Origin of the sequence: Streptomyces sp. NPDC127097 (assembly GCF_042724075.1) — a bacterium.
In the GTDB taxonomy this organism is placed as follows: Bacteria; Actinomycetota; Actinomycetes; order Streptomycetales; family Streptomycetaceae; genus Streptomyces.
This window is the reverse complement of record NZ_JBHXFI010000012.1, coordinates 22,284-38,486: the sequence shown is the minus strand read 5'-3', so window position 1 is coordinate 38,486 and position 16,203 is coordinate 22,284. Positions and strand designations below refer to the sequence as shown.

11 protein-coding genes and 1 pseudogene are annotated in these 16,203 nt (G+C 69.8%); 5 read left to right on the top strand and 7 right to left on the bottom strand.

Features of this window, described 5'->3' with window-relative positions:
• Nucleotides 1-4: 4 nt before the first annotated feature.
• Both ACFWJW_RS12435 and ACFWJW_RS12430 read right to left on the bottom strand, forming a co-directional pair.
• The gene (locus ACFWJW_RS12435; RefSeq protein WP_387238694.1) at nt 5-1,675 is read right to left on the bottom strand and encodes a hypothetical protein; all 1,671 of its coding nucleotides are present in this window, start codon (nt 1,673-1,675) and stop codon (nt 5-7) included.
• A 20-nt stretch (nt 1,676-1,695) separates the two neighbouring features.
• The gene (locus tag ACFWJW_RS12430; RefSeq protein WP_387238691.1) at nt 1,696-5,532 is read right to left on the bottom strand and encodes a hypothetical protein; all 3,837 of its coding nucleotides are present in this window, start codon (nt 5,530-5,532) and stop codon (nt 1,696-1,698) included.
• 567 nt (nt 5,533-6,099) lie between these two features.
• On the opposite strand from ACFWJW_RS12430, the pseudogene ACFWJW_RS12425 reads away from it, so the two are divergent.
• Nucleotides 6,100-6,513, top strand: a pseudogene (locus tag ACFWJW_RS12425) (cytochrome P450); the annotation flags it as partial.
• Nucleotides 6,514-7,013: 500 nt separating this feature from the next.
• Nucleotides 7,014-8,012: an NAD(P)H-dependent flavin oxidoreductase gene (locus tag ACFWJW_RS12420; protein ID WP_387238688.1), complete on the top strand. Its 999-nt coding sequence runs from the start codon at nt 7,014-7,016 to the stop codon at nt 8,010-8,012.
• A 90-nt stretch (nt 8,013-8,102) separates the two neighbouring features.
• Here the strand turns inward: ACFWJW_RS12420 and ACFWJW_RS12415 are convergent, their stop codons facing one another.
• Both ACFWJW_RS12415 and ACFWJW_RS12410 read right to left on the bottom strand, forming a co-directional pair.
• The gene (locus ACFWJW_RS12415) at nt 8,103-8,870 is read right to left on the bottom strand and encodes an SDR family oxidoreductase (protein WP_387238685.1); all 768 of its coding nucleotides are present in this window, start codon (nt 8,868-8,870) and stop codon (nt 8,103-8,105) included.
• 139 nt (nt 8,871-9,009) lie between these two features.
• Complete coding sequence (locus ACFWJW_RS12410; RefSeq protein ID WP_387238682.1) at nt 9,010-9,792, bottom strand: SDR family NAD(P)-dependent oxidoreductase; 783 nt, start codon at nt 9,790-9,792, stop codon at nt 9,010-9,012.
• A 199-nt stretch (nt 9,793-9,991) separates the two neighbouring features.
• Between ACFWJW_RS12410 and ACFWJW_RS12405 the strand changes: the two genes are divergently transcribed.
• Nucleotides 9,992-10,426: a nuclear transport factor 2 family protein gene (locus ACFWJW_RS12405; protein WP_387238679.1), complete on the top strand. Its 435-nt coding sequence runs from the start codon at nt 9,992-9,994 to the stop codon at nt 10,424-10,426.
• Between the two features lie 38 nt (nt 10,427-10,464).
• On the opposite strand, the gene ACFWJW_RS12400 is transcribed toward ACFWJW_RS12405, so the two are convergent.
• Both ACFWJW_RS12400 and ACFWJW_RS12395 read right to left on the bottom strand, forming a co-directional pair.
• A complete protein-coding gene (locus ACFWJW_RS12400) occupies nt 10,465-11,412 on the bottom strand; it encodes an aromatase/cyclase (RefSeq protein ID WP_387238676.1) in 948 nt (315 codons plus the stop codon).
• 180 nt (nt 11,413-11,592) lie between these two features.
• The gene (locus ACFWJW_RS12395) at nt 11,593-13,146 is read right to left on the bottom strand and encodes an FAD-dependent oxidoreductase (RefSeq protein ID WP_387238673.1); all 1,554 of its coding nucleotides are present in this window, start codon (nt 13,144-13,146) and stop codon (nt 11,593-11,595) included.
• 314 nt (nt 13,147-13,460) lie between these two features.
• On the opposite strand from ACFWJW_RS12395, the gene ACFWJW_RS12390 reads away from it, so the two are divergent.
• Nucleotides 13,461-14,207, top strand: a complete 747-nt coding sequence (locus ACFWJW_RS12390; RefSeq protein WP_387238670.1) for a cyclase family protein — start codon at nt 13,461-13,463, stop codon at nt 14,205-14,207.
• A 72-nt stretch (nt 14,208-14,279) separates the two neighbouring features.
• On the opposite strand, the gene ACFWJW_RS12385 is transcribed toward ACFWJW_RS12390, so the two are convergent.
• The gene (locus ACFWJW_RS12385; RefSeq protein ID WP_387238667.1) at nt 14,280-14,972 is read right to left on the bottom strand and encodes a BTAD domain-containing putative transcriptional regulator; all 693 of its coding nucleotides are present in this window, start codon (nt 14,970-14,972) and stop codon (nt 14,280-14,282) included.
• A 559-nt stretch (nt 14,973-15,531) separates the two neighbouring features.
• Between ACFWJW_RS12385 and ACFWJW_RS12380 the strand changes: the two genes are divergently transcribed.
• Nucleotides 15,532-16,110 carry a flavodoxin family protein gene (locus tag ACFWJW_RS12380; protein ID WP_327226845.1) on the top strand — a complete coding sequence of 193 codons (579 nt, stop codon included), beginning with the start codon at nt 15,532-15,534 and terminating at the stop codon, nt 16,108-16,110.
• Nucleotides 16,111-16,203: the final 93 nt, after the last annotated feature.

Below are 16,203 nucleotides of genomic sequence, written 5' to 3'. Positions count from 1 at the left end.
CTCCCTACACGGTCTTGTAGCGCACGTCGGCCAGGACGGACACGTAGTGCTCCTGGATGCTCAGCACGGCCTGGTCGAACAGGAACGTGAAGTCCTGCACGATCGGCAGTGCGACGCCCTTACTGCCGAGGTCTTCGAGGACCTTGTCGTAGTGCGGTTCGCCGACGATGGGCCACACGGTGCTGCCGAACGTCGTCTGGTCGATGTGCGGGACGTCGGAGGACTTGAGCGTGGCTTGGAACATCACCTTGTGAAAGCTGTACTGCATCGTCTGGACGTTGCCGGCGGCGCCGAGCTTGAGGTCGCGGAGGATGTCGGTGCGGAGCAGATCGAAGACGATCTTCGGCTTCTCGTCGTCGGCCTCGACGGTCAGTGTGAATTCGAGGTTCTGGGTGACGACCATGCCCATCACCGCGGTGGCCTTCTCGATGGCCGCGTAGTACTCCTGGGAAATCTTGAGATCGCTCAGATCCGTGGTGAGGTCGCTCACCGTGGTGTAGGCGTTGCCGTCCATGTGCTTGAGCACCTTGTTGTACACGTCGGACGGCAGCTGCTGCTGGAGGATCTTCTCGGTCTCCGCGGTGAACTCGTAGACCTGGGCGAACGCGTAGGTCTGGGGAATGTCCTGGTGAGGCAGCGACAGGGGGGTGACCTGAGCGGTCATGGTGCAGCCCTTGTACGGCTTGAACGCCGGCACCAGGGTGAGGTAGGTGTCCACCTTCAGACTGTCCGGGTCCGGGATGTCCTTCGGCGTGAGGGTGAAGTCGAGCTTCCCCGCCTTCCAGTAGGCCCAGTGCAGGGCGCCCATCGTGTATTCGGAGACGTAGACCTCCAGATGGTGGTCGTCCGTCGGCGGCGTCGGCACCGGCAGGGCCGCGGGCTGCGGGCCCGGGTAGGGGGTGCCCTTGTAGGTCACTTCGCCGGTGACGCCGATGGTGAGGCCGTTGTCGCCGGGGAAGGCGAGTTTGGAGTCACCGACGGCGAAGTTGAACGTGATGTCGTCGGTGAGTTTGCCACTGGCGGGGATGGACGCGAGCATCGGGTTGATCGCGTTTTCGACGGGCTTGGCGAACTCGACGCCGCCGATGGCGGCCACCGCGTCCGTGTTGAGGTGTTTGCCGCCCCAGAATTCCTTCTCGTGCTGGATGACGCTGTCGCCCGGCGGGTCGGTCTTGCTGTCGGAAGGTGTCGCGGTCGAGTTCTGGTAGGTGATGTCGTAGGTGTTGCGGCCAGAGTTATAGGTGAAGCTCACCGTCACACTGGTGTCGAGCTTGCCGATGCTGGGGTGGTAGTCGAAGGTGTCCGGGCCCTGCGACGCGTAATCGTGCCCGGTCCTGACGGTGAACGTGTCCTTGGTCCATGTCTCCGTCCACTGGTACGGCACGGAGAAGTCCTTGGCGTCGTAGGTGAGCGTGAACGTGCCGTTCCCCTGCTGCTTGACGCCCTGGTACGCGGGCTCGAAACCCCGCAGCTTGCCATCGGACAGCTTGACGTCCAGCTTCTCGCAGGTGACCACTGTGAAGCCGGAGTTTTCGATCTCGAATCGCGCGATATCAGGGACGTCGTGGTCCGGGAAGTTCATGCCCTTGAGGTCGTTCGCCAGCACGTCCTTGACGTAGTGCTGGGTGAAGAAGTCGATGCCCTTCGGGCCGATGGCAACGGTGAGGGTCTGCATAGGTGGGACTCCTTGGGTCGTCAGGCGGGAATGGCGTAGACCTGCAAGCCGTCGCCGCTGCGGTAGAGGTGGTAGATGGTGCCGCCGTCCTGGACCTGCCATGCGCCGCCGGGGACGGTCACGGTGACGGCCGCGTCGTTGGTGAGCGTGATGTTGTGGGCGGCGAAGTCCGCCCTGACAGGGGAGATGTTCCGGTCGTCGTAGTTCGGCTGCGCGGTGAGCGGGAGCGTGAACAGTGGTGGTGTGGGCGTCCAGTGGGCGAAGGCCGGGCCGTCGCGGGTCTCGGTCAGCGGCGCGTAGCCCAGGGCGTAGAGGTTGCGCCAGACGTCCACCGCGATCTTCGCGGCGACGATGTTCTGCGGGGTCTTGGTGACGGTGGTGTCGGGCGTGCGCACGATGAATCGTCCGTCGGGGCCGTAGATGTCCAGCAGATAGTCCGCTGCCTTGGATCCGGCACCCGAGTAGGACAGCACGTAGGTGTAGCCCTGTGACTCGACGGCCATGTCGAGATAGGTGACGGAGTTGTCGGCGTTCGCGCCGTCGCCTCGCAGTGGGAAGGAGGAGGTGCACGCGTAGACCTCCGACCGGGTCGCGTCGTCCGCGACCGGGACGACCTTCCAGGCGCCCTGGCGGTCGTCGTCCAGGACGAGCCACTGCGCGCCCGCCCGTTGGGTATGGATGACGGTGCTGGTCAGGCGGTGATGGACGGCGAGCCCCTGCTGACCGTTCAGCACCTGCCACGCCATGCCGCGAGGGTCGGAGATGACCCACGAGCGGCCCTTCTCGATCACCGTGATCTGTGCGCTCTGCGCGGGGTCGTCCATGTGGTCCGGGTCGTAGGCCAGAGCGATGCCGTTCGCGGCGAGCACGTCGATCAGTGGGTCGTTCGCCGGCTGGAAGCGGGCCGAGTCCAGTTGTGCGGTGAAGTGGGCATCAAGGGGGAACAACAGGGTGGCGTCCGCCTCTTGCAGTGCTTCGTGCAGCGCCTCGGGAATGGTGCCGGCGTCCAGGGCGGCGGCGAGCTGTGCGGTGGGGGCCTGGCAGACGGCGGGGCCGGTGGTGAAGGACGGCACCGGATTGCCCTTGGTGTCGAATGCCTGGATCCGGTTGTTGAGTGACTCCAGGACCAGGATGCGGCCGTCCGGGGCGACAGCGAGTGCCTTCGGGCCCTTGAGCAGCCCTTCCCGGATGCCCTGACCGGAGACGAGCAGTGCTTCCGGGGCCTTGTCGTCGGTGACCGGTTCCGCCGGCAGGGGCAGCAGCATGAGTTTGTGGTGCTGCCAGGAGCAGGCGATCACGGCGTTGCTGGGGTGGACGGCCAGCGCGTCCACGTTCTCCAGCGGGAACCGGCCCCAGCTCGGGAGGTCCTTCTGGTCGAAGCCGAAGTCCCGCGTACCGTCGTCGAGCCGCACCTGCCGCAGATGCATGACGCCGTCGCGCGGGTCCAGGACGAAGTTCGTCTCGTCAATGGACTCGGCGTTGGGGGACAGCGCGTAGGCGATGGCGGGGCGGGCGGTGAAGCCGACCGTGGTGGTCTTCCGTCGGGAGTCGGGGTCCGCCAGCACGGAGACGTTCTGCACCGCCCACAGCTGGTCGTCGGAGACCGGGGCGTCGGGACGGTCCGGGTGGAGCTCCTGGCCCGAGGCGCGCCAGGCGTAACCGACCTGGAAGGCACTGTTGTTGAGGGTGGCGGCGGCGATGTCGCACAGGCCGGAAGTGCCCTGGCAGTCGAGGTCGGCCTTGGTGGCGCTCGGAGGTGTGCCGTCGGCGCGCCAGACCGGCTTGCCGCCGGCCAGCGCGAGCTGTTCCTTGTAGACGTACTGGGTGTCGGGCGCGAGCGGCACCAGGTTCTCCGTGATCTGGTGATCGCCCAGGTCGAGCACCGCTTCCCCGGTGGGCTTCGAGGGCGTCCAGTCGCTCTGCCAGGACCCGGCCAGCCAGCCGTTGGCGCTGTAGACGCCCGCGACGATCCGCAGGTCGCCGCCCGCCGGCACGTCCGCGAACCGGAGCCGCAACGGCTCCTTGCTGGTCACATGCGGCAGCTCGCCGGTGAGCTGCCGGCTTGCGCCGCCCCGGTACTGCAACGTCACCAGGTACCGGGTCGCCACCGCCGGCCACACGGCCGTCTCGGGGTGTCCGGCCTCGCCGTGCCGCGGGTCGGGGTGCAGGGTGAGGGCGACATCCAGCGACCGGCTGGCCTTGACGGTGACGCAGGCGGGGGAGGACAGCACCTCGCCCGTCGTGATCGCGATCTGCTCGAAGTCCAGGCCGGCGGCCACCAGCTTCAGCGCCCAGCCCACCGGCCCGAAGGCGTTCGACAGCGCTCCCTCGCCGACCTGCTCGACCAGCCACTCCCCCAGCTTCTCCAGGCCCTTCTGCACCACGATGCCGAGGACGAAGTTCGCCGCCGCGGTGAGGAACTTGGAGGACCGGGTGAGCGCGGTGCCCACCGCGATCGTCCCCCCGGCGAGCGGAAGGCCGACGCCGAGTACCACGGCGACCAGGTCGCGGTCGTTGATGATCCGGTTGAAGAGCTTGGTGCTGGTGAGGGCCTTTCCTGCGGCCAGGCAGACCAGGGGTACGCCGTACTCCCACAGCGCGGTGAGCAGCGCTCCCTCGGTGCTGACGTCCGCGTTCCAGTCCGAGGTGCCCAGGCTGCCGAAGTACAGCTTTACCGAGGCGGCCTTCCCCAGCGCGAAGGACACCTCGTTCGGCTCCGCGGGAACGGGGATGCCGAGGATCGTGTCCACCGCCGGGACCGAGCCCCACTTGGTGACAGAGCCGAGCGACGTCCCCGACTCGTCGAAGAGTTCGTAACCCAGGTAGAGGGTGCGCAGATAGGAGTTGGAGGCGTCGATGCTGAAGGTGCCGGCATCGTCCACGCCGGGGGCTCCCACGTTCACGCCGTGATGGGAGGTGGGCTCGTCCACGGTCCATCGGTAGGAGGGAGCCCGGGGTGCGGACGCGCCGAGCGCCGCTGGTCCGTCGGTGACGAGCACGGACGTGCCGGGGCGGCTGCGCCAGGTCTTGCCCCGCAGCCATGCGTCATCGGAGGACGTACGCCGCGCCCCCGCGATCACGGGACGGCTCTTGTCGAGGACCCGCTCGTGCAGGTCGAAGGTGTACAGCTGGTCGCCGGCCCGGATGCCGTCGACCGCGTACCCGGCGGTCAGCAGGGTGCCGCCGGAATCCCGGCAGGGGATGCGGCGGGACCAGTCCTGCCCCAGTTCACTGATGAGGCCCGCGAGTTCGGCCACCGCGTTGTACTGGTCGGGGTCCATCTCTTCGTCCGGGGCGATGTGGTCGTCCCGAAGGATCTGCGCCGTGTGCGGCTCGGTGGTCGCGAGATCGGGATGATGCGCGATGAGCCCGACAGCTGTGTCATGGTCCGTGATCAACGTCTCGGCGTGGAGGCGCAGTTCGAGCGCCGCTTCCCCCGTGCACGGGCCGACGCCGAGCCTGGCCAGCTTGCCGCTGCGCGTGATCTCCCGGCCTTCGCGGTCCCGGCGGGCGAGCAGGGTGGCACGCAGCCGCTGTGGCGCGAGGTACAGGGCCATCATCACCACCTCGGGCAGATGCACGCCCTTCGGCGCGGGCCGCACCACGCGCAACCACCGCACCGCACCGGTGTCGAGGTCCGCGTCGTCCACCTCGGCGAAGTGCGTGAACTCCGCGGCCGACGCCCCCTGCAAGCCCCGTGGGGCCGTGAGCAGTGCCGCGAGCACGGGGTGCTCCCGCCTCGCTGCGTCCAGGGTCTCGTCGGTGTGTGGACGGAGCGCGTACGCAGATCCGTGCACGTCCACCTGTAGGTCTTCAGTGACGAGGGCAGGACGAAGGTCGAAGTGGAGAACAGTCAACGGGGCTCCTGGCCTTGAGAAAGTGCGGGCGTGGTCGGTGGTTGGGATGACGGCGCGGCCGCTCGTGTCCGGGCCCCGCAGCGACAGAGCCCGAAGGTTACGAATGCGAGGGCAGAGCCGCAGCTCCCCGATCCAGCCACGGAGTGGTAACCCGCCACACCGGCCGACAGGGTGATGCCTCCCGTCGGTCTTGCGCGCCGCCCGGACACCATGCGGTCCGTCCGCTTCGCACCGGCATTCGACGCCCGATGGGCAGTCGGGCGAAGATGCCCCGATGGTGAGGCCGGCCGGGCAGCATGAAGACGGCCGGACCGGCCGAATCGCCATCGACCTCGACATCGCGACGGTGCGGGCAGATGTGTGATGGCGCGTTTCCGCGCCGGACATCGTCGGCTTTCCATCGCACCATCAGCCGAGGGAGACCTCAGACGAACACGACGTGTGGGTGCACTACGGCTTCACCGGCACCGGCACTGCGGCAACAGACCGGCTCAAGGGCACCAGGGCCTCGGTACACGGCGAGCGGTCGTCGTGTGGGTGCTGCGGAGGGTCGCTGAAAATCCCTCATCGCTCACGAGGCTCCGGCAGGACCCAGACCTGATTGCCGGCTCGCTCGACGAACTGCTGCGATTCGACTCCCCGGTGGGACTCGCTACCTTCCGATTCAGCACTGAGGAACTCCAGCTCGGTGGCGTCGAGATCCCTGCGGGCGTTCAGGTACTGATTGCCCCTGGGGCCGCGAACCGCGATCCGGTTTCATTTATTGAGCCGCAACGGCTCGACCTGGACCGGAAAGCCAGTAATCACCTGGCCTTCGGGCACGGAATCCACCGGTGCCTGGGAGCGCCATTGGCTCGAATCGAGGCAGAGGAAGCGCTCCGAGCGATCGTCACCGGTTTCCCCGGGATGCGTCTGGCCATCCCGAGCGAAGATCTCGAATGGCGTCAAACGCGACTGATGCGCGGTCTCAGAGTCTTGCCGCGGACTCCTCGCCCACGCCCTGCCTCGGACCAGTCACCACCGAGTAGAAGTATCTGTGCTTGTCGAAGCCTGGCGGGCGACCGCCGCGTGGTCCCCGTCGCAGGGGGCCTGTGGTGTTTGTTCTCCGGGTGGTCGCTGGAATCCGCCCACGTGCCGTTGTGTCCAGCAGTCACGCGTGATCGTGCACGTGATGTGCATTGCTGTGGTCTGACACGGTGTATGGCAGGTCACACGTCTACCCGCGAAAGCGCCGACTGTCCCCGGCGTACAGGCCGACTCGTCCGCCATCACCGTCGCTGATCAGGGAAAACACCCTGGTCAGGCCACCGTGCCGCCCGATGGGGTCCCCGCCTGGAGCTGCGGTTTCCCGGGAGTTCTCGTATGCCGTCGTGGTTCCCCTGTGCCGCGACGGCTCCTCAGCCCTGGTGTTTCGGTTTCCGAAACATTAGCCTCGCCTGAAAATTCGGAAATCGAAGCGGCTCCGTGGGGGGAAGGGCAACATGACGGCTTTAACGACAGCTGTGTGCCGGCGACTGGGCATCGAGGTTCCCGTGGTGCAGGCGCCGATCGGCTCCGCGGCCACCGCGGAGCTGGCGGCCGCGGTGGCGGAGGCGGGCGGGCTCGGCACTCTCGCTCTGACGTGGGTGAGCGCACCCGAGGCGGTGCGCCGGATCCGGCAGGTCCGGCGGCTGACCTCCAAGCCCTTCGCCGTGAACTTGGTGCTGGACTTCCCCGTCGAGGAGCTCGTGGAGGTCTGCCTGGCGGAGAGCGTGCCCGTCATCTCGACGTTCTGGGGTGATCCCGCGGCTGTCTCCGCACGCGTGCGTCCGGCCGGCGCCGTCCACCTCCACACCGTCGGTTCCGTCGCCGAGGCCGAACGGGCCGTGGCCGCGGGCGTCGATGTGATCGTGGCCCAGGGGTGTGAAGCGGGCGGCCATGTGCGCGGGGAGGTCAGCACGATGGCGCTGGTGCCGGCGGTGGTGGACGCGGTGCACCCGGTGCCCGTCATCGCGGCGGGCGGTATCGCCGACGGGCGCGGCCTGGCCGCCGTACTGGCTCTGGGGGCCCAGGCCGGATGGCTGGGCACCCGGTTCCTGACGGCGTGTGAGGCGGCCACGCACGAGGTCTACCGCCAGGCCGTGATCGGGGCGGCGCCGCACGACGCGGTGCACACCCGGTGCTTCGACGGCGGCTGGCCCGACGCCCCGCACCGGGCGCTGCGCAACTCCACGCTCAGAGCCTGGGAGGGCGCGGACCGCCCCACCGCACCGGACCGGCCAGGGGAAGGCGCCGTGGTGGCCCGCGGCGCCGACGGGCGGACCTGGGCGCGATACCAGGACATGGTCCCGGTGCCCGACATGTCGGGCGATCTGGAGGCCCTTGCCCTTTACGCGGGCCAGAGCGCCGGACTCGTCCATGACATCGCCCCGGCGGGCCGCATCGTGGCGGACATCGCCGCTCGTGCCGCTGCCCTCATGGGACGGACTCCGGCCCCCTGACACCGGGACGCAGCACGCCCCAACCCGTGACGGCGCCGTCGCCCAAGGAGCGCGGCGCCGCGCGTACCGGGCGGGAGGCCCACCGGCGGGCTACCAGGGGACCGTTTCGTCCGCGGAGCCGTCCATGCTGCCGCGGAAGGTGCCCGTCGGGTCGTCCGGGCGCAGGAGGGCGAGCTGCACCGGGACGTCGGCGCCCTCCTCCGGGGTGCGGGTGCCGCGGCTGAAGGGGGAGCGGTCGTTCAGGTCGGTGGCGACCAGGCCGGGGTTGGCGGCGTTCACGCGGATGCCCGCCTCGCGCAGGGCGTTGGCGTACACCACCGTGAGGGCGTTGAGCGCCGCCTTGGAGGCGCTGTACGGCAGCAGTCCGCGGGTGGAGACGGGGTGGTCCGGGTCGCTGAGGAGGGTCAGCGAGCCCAGCGGGCTGGACATGTTGACCACCCGGCCGGCGGGGGAGCGGCGCAGCAGCGGGAGGCATGCCTGGGTCACCGCCACCGTGCCGAAGACGTTGACGTCGAATGCCTTCCGCATGTGGTCGGCGGTGACCTCCGGCACCGCGACTCCCCACTCCACGACCACGCCCGCGTTGTTGACCAGCACGTCCAGCCGGCTGCGCGCCGCCTCGATCCGCTGGACGGCGGCGTCGATCTGCGCCTGTACGGTCACGTCGAGTGGGACGTAGCGCACGTCCAGTCCCTCGTCGGCCAGCGCCTTCTCCGCTTCCCGGCCGCGGTTCTCGTCCCGCGCGCCGAGATAGACCGTCATCCCCTCGGCGGCCAGGCGGCGGGCGATCTGCCGGCCGATCCCCTTGTTGGCTCCCGTCACCAGCGCCGTCTCGCCGTGGTGCCGTCCGTTGGTCATGCTGCGCCTTTCGCCCTCGGTGGTGGCTGGGTGGTGGTGCCTGGTGTGTGGTGCCGGGTGGTGGTCCCGGTTGGTTCCGTGCGGCGCCCGGCCCTGGTGGGCGTCCGTTCCGGTGCCTCGGCCAGGGTGGCGGGTGCGGCTAGTAGTTGCCCAGACCGCCGCAGACGTTGAGGGCCTGGGCCGTCACCGCGCCGGCCCGGTCGCTGCTCAGGTACTCCACCATGGCCGCCACCTCGTCGGTCGCCACGTAGCGTCGCATCGGCACTCGGGTGGTGATGCGGTCGAACGCCTCGCTGGTCGTCACTCCCCAGATGTCCGCGTAGTGCTCCCGCACCCGTTCGGCCATCGGGGTCTCCACGAAGCCGGGGCAGACGGCGTTGACGGTGATGCCGGTCGGGGCCAGCTCCAGGCCGAGTGCCTTGGTGAGGCCCACCACGCCGTGCTTCGAGGCCGAGTAGGGGGCGGCGTGGACCACGCCCTGCTTGCCGCCGGTCGAGGCGATGTTGATGATCCGGCCCCAGTCCCGGTCCCGCATCCCGCCGGTGGTCAGAGCGGCCTTCGTCATGAGGAACACGCTGTTGAGGTTGGTGTTGATGACGTCGAACCACAGGTCGTCGGCGATCTCCGCGGTGGCGCCGCCGCCGCTGCGCCCGGCGTTGTTGACCAGGATGTCCACCGGGCCGTACCGGTCGACGGCTGTCCGGACGAAGCGGCGGATCTGCTCCGGCGAGGTCACGTCACAGGGGCTGCCGTCCACTTCGAGGCCCTTGTCCCGCAGGGAGGCGACGAGGTCGGCGAGGGCGTCCGCGCTCCGCGCGCAGACGTGGACGGGGTGGCCCAGCTGCGCCAGCCGTTCGGTGAGGGTCAGACCGATGCCGCTGGTGGCACCGGTGACGATGACGTGCTGGTCGGTACGGGGCATGGTCGGTTCCTCCCGGTCGGGTGCCCGGGCGGTGTCCCGGGCGATGGGGGCCACCCTGGCCGGGGCCACTCGAAGACCGCTGGGACGGGCCCGGACGCCCGGGTTCCAGGGGGCTGCGGGCGATCCGCGAGCGAATTGCGAGCCGCCCCGGCCAGGTTGACGGCTGTCCCCGTGCCGCGTTCGTCCAGAGGAGAACCCGATGACAGCCACCCAGGACCTCACCGCCCTCTACGCCGAGATCCAGCACTTCTACGCCCGGCAGATGCAGCTGATGGACGGGCGCGATTTCGAGTCCTTCGCGGCCACCTTCACCGAGGACGGCGAGTTCAGCCACACACCGGGGCAACTGGCGCGGACGCGGGCCGGGATCGTCGCCGAGCTGCGGGAATTCCACCGGCGCTTCGCGCAGGACCCCGTCGTCCGCCGGCACTGGTTCAACATGATCGTCGCCGAGCCGCAGCCGGACGGGTCGGTGCGCACCACCTACTACGCCCAGGTGATCAACACCCGGCCCGGCGCCGACGCCCAGGTGGGGCCCAGCTGTGTGGTGACCGATGTGCTGGTCCGCGTCGACGGCGCCCTGCTGAACAAGTCCCGGCAGGTCCGGCAGGACCGGCTGCTGCTCGCGCGCTGACCGGCCGCGCCGCGCCACCCGGCCCGCGTCCCCCGCGCTCACCGGTGGGCGCGGGCCGTGTGCTGTGCGGCGTACGCCATGGTGGTGGCGCTGTTGCGGCCGAGCGCCTCGCGCACCCGGTCCCGGGCCTCGGCCAGGCCGTGGCCGGGGCCGAGCACCTCGGCGACCGCACCGGGGTTCAGCAGAACCGTGTGCCGGGAGGTGAGCTCCGTGCCGCCGGAGCCCTCCGGGAAGGTCCACAGGCCGCTGTGGCCGAGCAGCAGCTTGGGCGTCACCTGCTGCTTGTAGGCGATCCATTCCGGAGCGCGGCACACCCGCACCGAACGCGTGGAGTGGGCGGCCCCGTCCGCCGTCACCGTCTCCATCTCCAGTTCCTGGATGCCCTCGGCGGGCTCGGTGAGCCGCACCCGGGAGACCTGCGGCAGCCGCTCGGCCCACCGGTCCGCCCGCTCGATGAAGGCATAGGCGTCGGCGGGCGCGCCGGGCAGCTCGATGCTGTCGCTGAAGGAGAAGACGAGGTCAGCGACCGGGTGGCCCAACTCGGCGAGGCGGGCGAGGGCGGCCAGTTCCTGGGTGCTGTTGCGGTCCAGGGCGGCGAGCGCCCGGTCCACCGCCGCCCCGCCGGGTTCCGCCGGCGTGAAGGAGTGCCGCAGCACCACCTCGGTGTCCCCGCCCGGCAGTTCGCGGAAGAGCCACTCCCCGCCCATGGACGCGAACGGCGGACGGCTCACCTCCTGGGCGAAGGTCACCCGGAGCCGGTCCGGGTCGAGGGTGCGGCGGGAGACCCAGCGGGTGACCGATCCGTTGACCGTGGCCCACATCTCGAAGCGCTCCGCGCGCTCGGACCGCTCCAGGTGCCGGACGTGGACGCACGGCCCGAAGAGGGCCGGCCACAGGGTGACGTCGGCCACCAGGCCGTGGAGCACATCCGCCGGGGCGGCGACGACCTGGGTGTGCTCGGTGTGGTGTTCGTGTAGGGCTGCCATGCGGCCAACCTGGTCCGGTGGGCTCGAGGACCACTTGAGGTCGCGTCGGGCCGGACTCCGGGCGGGCGACGCCGAGGACGGGGGCCCGGCCGGCCCCGGGGGCGGACGTGGTGAGCCGGTGGGGCGACGCCCGCAGGCGCCGTCCCACCGGCTCGGACCGGCCCGGCTCGCGGGCGGGCGTCAGGCGGCCTTGACCGACATCGAGTGCCGGAAGGTGTCGGTCGGGTCCCAACGGGCCTTGGTGCGCTGGAGGCGGGGGTAGTTCTCGCCGAAGTAGAAGGCGTGCCAGGGCACTCCCGAGGTGTTGTGCGCGGGGTCGAGGATGTCGAGGTCGGGCGCGTTGATGTTGCATCCCTGGTAGCGGTCGCCGGGGACGGGGTAGCCGCCGGTCGAGGCGAAGACCTGGCCGTAGAGCTCGCGCAGCCACGCCAGGTGCCGCTCGTCCTCGGCCGGCTCCGTCCAGAAGGTCTCGAACAGCGCCACACACGCCGACCGGCGCTGGAACAGAGCGGTGTCGGAGGGCGCCGGTGCGTTCATCCGGCCGCCGGCCATGGCGCCCAGCTGGATGAGCGCCGAGCCGGGCGGGGTGTTGAGGTAGTCCCGGCGCGTCAACTGCCGGTACATGGTGGCGCACTGCTCGTCGGTGAACGGTTGGCGCAGGAAGGCGTGCTTGAGGGCGGCGCGCAGGGTGGCGTTGGTCTCGACCGTGGGGTTACTGGTGTCGATGGTGACGGTGGAGGCCAGCCAGGGCAGGCGACGGGACGGGAACGGTCCGGTGAGGCCGGTGTTGGCGGTCACCGCGCCGAGGTAGCTCTCCAGCAGCTTCTCCGCGTTCGGTGCGGTGGCGTCGACCTGGGTGAGCAGACTGACCCCGCCGCTGGACACGTGCTGGAGGAACAGCAGGCCGCACAGCGCCTCGCCCGGCGACCCGGGCGCGCTGTGGTCGGCGTACCACTGGCACTGGTTGCGGACCAGGTGGGTGAAGGCGGTCCGGTCGAGCTGGTCCCACGAGGCGAAGACCGTGCTGATCAGCACCTCCCGTGGTGGCTGCGGGAGTTGACGCTCCGGCTGGTGTCCGGACGCGTCGCGGGAGCGGAACCAGAACTTGGTGATGACGCCGAAGCTGCCGCCACCGCCGCCGGAGCAGGCCCACCACAGGTCGCGCAGGTCGCCGGTGTCCTTCCGTGACGCGATCACCGTGCGGGCCCTGCGGTGACGGTCGACGACCACCATCTCCACGGCCTCGATGAGGTCGCAGACGTAGCCGAACTGACGGGAGAGCAGGCCGTGGCCGCCACCGGTCGCGTGCCCGCCGATGCCGACCGAGGGGCAGACCCCTCCGGGCAGGGTCACGCCCCAGCCGCGGAACAGCCGTTCGTAGATCTGCCCCAGCTGGGCGCCGCTCTGGACGGCGAACGCCTTGCGGTGCGGGTCGTAGGAGATGTCGTCCATCATCGCGAGGTCGACGATGATGTCGACGTCCTTGTGGTAGGTGAAGTCGCCGTAGGAGTGGCCGCCGCTGCGGATGGAGAGGCGCTTTCCGGTGTCGACGGCCTCCTGGACGGTGCGTACGACCTGCTCCGTGGAACCGACCAGGCGGATGTATTCGGGTGCCGCCTGCCAGCGTCGATTGAATCCGGAAACAAGATCCAGATAGCGTCGGTCGTCCGGTCCGACGCTCGCGGGTCCGAATTCCCGTGGTGTGGTGAACGCGTCTTCCTGATCGGCGTGCATGCCGATTCCCCCTCCGGTGTGCGCATTTCTCTTTTGAATCTTGTGTCCCGGATCTTGAATTCCGGGCGCGCGGTTCCCCGCCGTGCTCCGCGCGTCGGGCGCATCTTTGCATATCTCGGTGGCCGGGGACCTTCGCCTGACGAATCCGGTCGGTGTTTCTTTGTGGAGTGAGTAATTCCATCGGCCGGTCCAGGCATTGTTCGAGCCGTATTCGATCCCGGCGGCGGACACTGCCGCCCTCAGTCGCCCGAGGACAGGAGAACGCCCATGCGCACGACCCACGCACCGCGGCCGGCCCGTGAGGGGGGAGCGGTGTGAGCCGTTTCCTCGACCTCAGCGTGGCGACCCGGGACACCGCCAGCGAGGCCACACCGGTGACGGTGGAGGTCCTCGGCCACGAGGCGGCCGCGACCGTCCTGGGCCTGACGCCCGAGGACTTCCCGGACGGCATGGCGATCTCGAACGAGACCGTCACGCTCACCACGCACACCGGCACCCACATGGACGCCCCGCTGCACTACGGCCCGCTCAGCGGCGGCCGCCCGGCCAAGAGCATCGACCGGGTGCCGCTGGAGTGGTGCTTCGGGCCCGGCGTCCGCCTCGACCTGCGCCATGTGCCCGCCGGTGAGGGCATCACCGCCGACGAGATCGAGCGGGCGCTGGACGCGGCCCGCCACCCACTCCGGCCCGGCGACCTCGTCCTGCTGTGGACCGGGGCCGACGCGCTGTGGGGCTCGGAGCGCTACCTCACCGACTACGCGGGCCTCACCGGCGAGGCGACGCGGTACCTGGTCGAGCGCGGGGTGCGGGTCATCGGGATCGACGCCTGGGGACTGGACCGGCCGATGCGGTCGATGATCGAGGACTACCGGCGCACCGGCGACCGCGGCCACCTGTGGCCCGCCCACCTCTACGGCCGCACCCGGGAGTACCTCCAGCTCGAAAAGCTCGCACACCTCGGCGACCTGCCGGCGGCGACGGGCTTCACGGTCGCGTGCTTCCCGGTCGCCGTCGCCGGAGCGGGCGCCGGGTGGACGAGGGTGGTGGCCCTCCTCGACTGAGGCGCCGACGACACGAACCGGTACTACGGGGCGCCGGTCCGACCACTCCGGTCGGGCCGGCGCCGCCGTCGTTCAGCACCGGCCCGGCACCGCGCTCCCCTCGCTCAGCATGGCGTGCTGGAGGAGTTGCACCTCGGGCGCCGGCTCGACGCCCAGTTCGACGTCGAGCGTCCGCCACAGGCTCTGGTACGCCTGGAGCGCCTCGGCCCGCCGTCCGCACTTGTGCAGCGAGGTGATGAGCTGGGCGTGCAGCCGCTCGTTGAGCGGGTTCGCGGCGACCAGCAGCCGCAGTTGCGGGATGATCTCCTGATGCCGTCCGAGGCGCTGGTTGGCCTCGATGCGCAGTTCGGTGGCCGCGAACCGGAGTTCGTTGAGGTAGGTGATGTGGGCGTCGAGGACGCTGCCGAGCATCATGCCGACGAGCACCGGCCCGCGCCAGAGGTGCAGCGCCTCGTCGAGGCGGTCCAGCGCCGCCTCCGCGCGCCCGTCGTCCAACAGGCGCCGGGACCGCTGGACGAGCCCCTCGAAGACGGCGACGTCGATGGCGTCGTCGGGCACCTGGATGACGTAGCCGGCCGGTCTGGTGGCCAGCACCGCATGCCCGTCGGGCAGGCCCGCGAAGATCTTCCGCGCGTGGTAGACGTACGTCTGGAGCGTGGTCAGCGCGCTGCGCGGGACCTTCTCCCCCCACAGTTCCTCGATCAGCGTGTCCACGCCGACCGTCTCGCCGTTCTGGATCAGCAGCAGCCCGAGGACCTGACTCACCTTCGACCTGCTGAGTAAGCACGACCTGCCATTACTCGAAACAATCTCGAATTGGCCGAGCAGATGGAACTTCACGGATTTCCCCCCTTAGCGATCAGCGAAATCCGGCGGAGGCGTGAATTCCGTGCCGTATGCCAGGCATCGGCAGTGGATCAACACGTCGCCGGACCGGCGCCGACCCTTACAACCCCCGTCACCGTCATCCGCGGATTCCGTCCGGATGACGGTGAATTACCTCTGGGAAAGGTAACTGAGCCGGGGTCGCAGAACCACCACCACCGACGTGACCCCGGTCACAGCGCCCGGATTTCTGCCACATCTTCGCGGTGAACCTGCTCTGAGTACCGGGCGACACGGAATTCGGCCTTCCTATTCACTTCGCGCCGTGGTGGGTAGTTCTTTCGGGCAGGTGAAACAGCTCGCTCGGCGAGTGCACCCGGCGCCGCTCGACTGCGAGGCTGAGCGCAGGGCGCCCGCTCCGTTCTCGGGCCGGCGTCGGGGAGGGACGTGTGCCCGCGAGGCGGGCACCGTTGACGCAGAACCACGGAGGGAAAACCACATGTCCGACAGCTCGGTGTCCGTCGTCATCGCCTACCACAGCGGGTACGGACACACGACCAGGATGGCCGAGGCCGTCCGGGACGGTGCGGCGTCGGTGACGGGAACGACCGTCGAGCTGCTCCCGGTCGACGCACTCACCGAGGAGCACTGGGCGACCCTGGACGCCGCGCACGCGATCGTCTTCGGCTCGCCCACCTACATGGGCTCGGCGAGCCCGGCGTTCCACACCTTCGCCCACGACACCAGCGGGCGGTGGTACACACAGGTCTGGAAGGACAAGGTGGCCGCGGGCTTCACCAGCTCCGGCGCGATGAGCGGGGACAAGCTCAATACCCTTCAGTACTTCACCGTCCTGGCCGCCCAGCACGGCATGCACTGGGTCAACCTCGACCTGCTGCCCGGCGGCGGTGAGGGGGAACTCAACCGGCTCGGCGGCTGGTTGGGCGCGATGGCGCAGTCGCCCGGCGACGGCGGCCCGGAGATGATGCAGAAGTCCGATCTGCTCACCGCCGCCCACCTCGGGCAGCGGGTCGCCGAGCACACCCGGCTGCTGCACCGGGCCAGGTCGCTGTCCTGACCGCCGCCGGCCGCCGGCCGGGGCACCGGCCCAGCGCGGAGCGCACGGACGGCCGGGGGGCCCCCCCAAAACCCCGGGAGGGGGGCCCCCCCC

Coding starts and splice junctions, on each gene's coding strand:
- ACFWJW_RS12435 (WP_387238694.1), bottom strand. CDS start 1,675: ATGCAGACCCTCACCGTTGCCATCGGCCCGAAGGGCATCGACTTCTTC.
- ACFWJW_RS12405 (WP_387238679.1), top strand. CDS start 9,992: ATGACAGCCACCCAGGACCTCACCGCCCTCTACGCCGAGATCCAGCAC.
- ACFWJW_RS12420 (WP_387238688.1), top strand. CDS start 7,014: ATGACGGCTTTAACGACAGCTGTGTGCCGGCGACTGGGCATCGAGGTT.
- ACFWJW_RS12400 (WP_387238676.1), bottom strand. CDS start 11,412: ATGGCAGCCCTACACGAACACCACACCGAGCACACCCAGGTCGTCGCC.
- ACFWJW_RS12395 (WP_387238673.1), bottom strand. CDS start 13,146: ATGCACGCCGATCAGGAAGACGCGTTCACCACACCACGGGAATTCGGA.
- ACFWJW_RS12410 (WP_387238682.1), bottom strand. CDS start 9,792: ATGCCCCGTACCGACCAGCACGTCATCGTCACCGGTGCCACCAGCGGC.
- ACFWJW_RS12380 (WP_327226845.1), top strand. CDS start 15,532: ATGTCCGACAGCTCGGTGTCCGTCGTCATCGCCTACCACAGCGGGTAC.
- ACFWJW_RS12415 (WP_387238685.1), bottom strand. CDS start 8,870: ATGACCAACGGACGGCACCACGGCGAGACGGCGCTGGTGACGGGAGCC.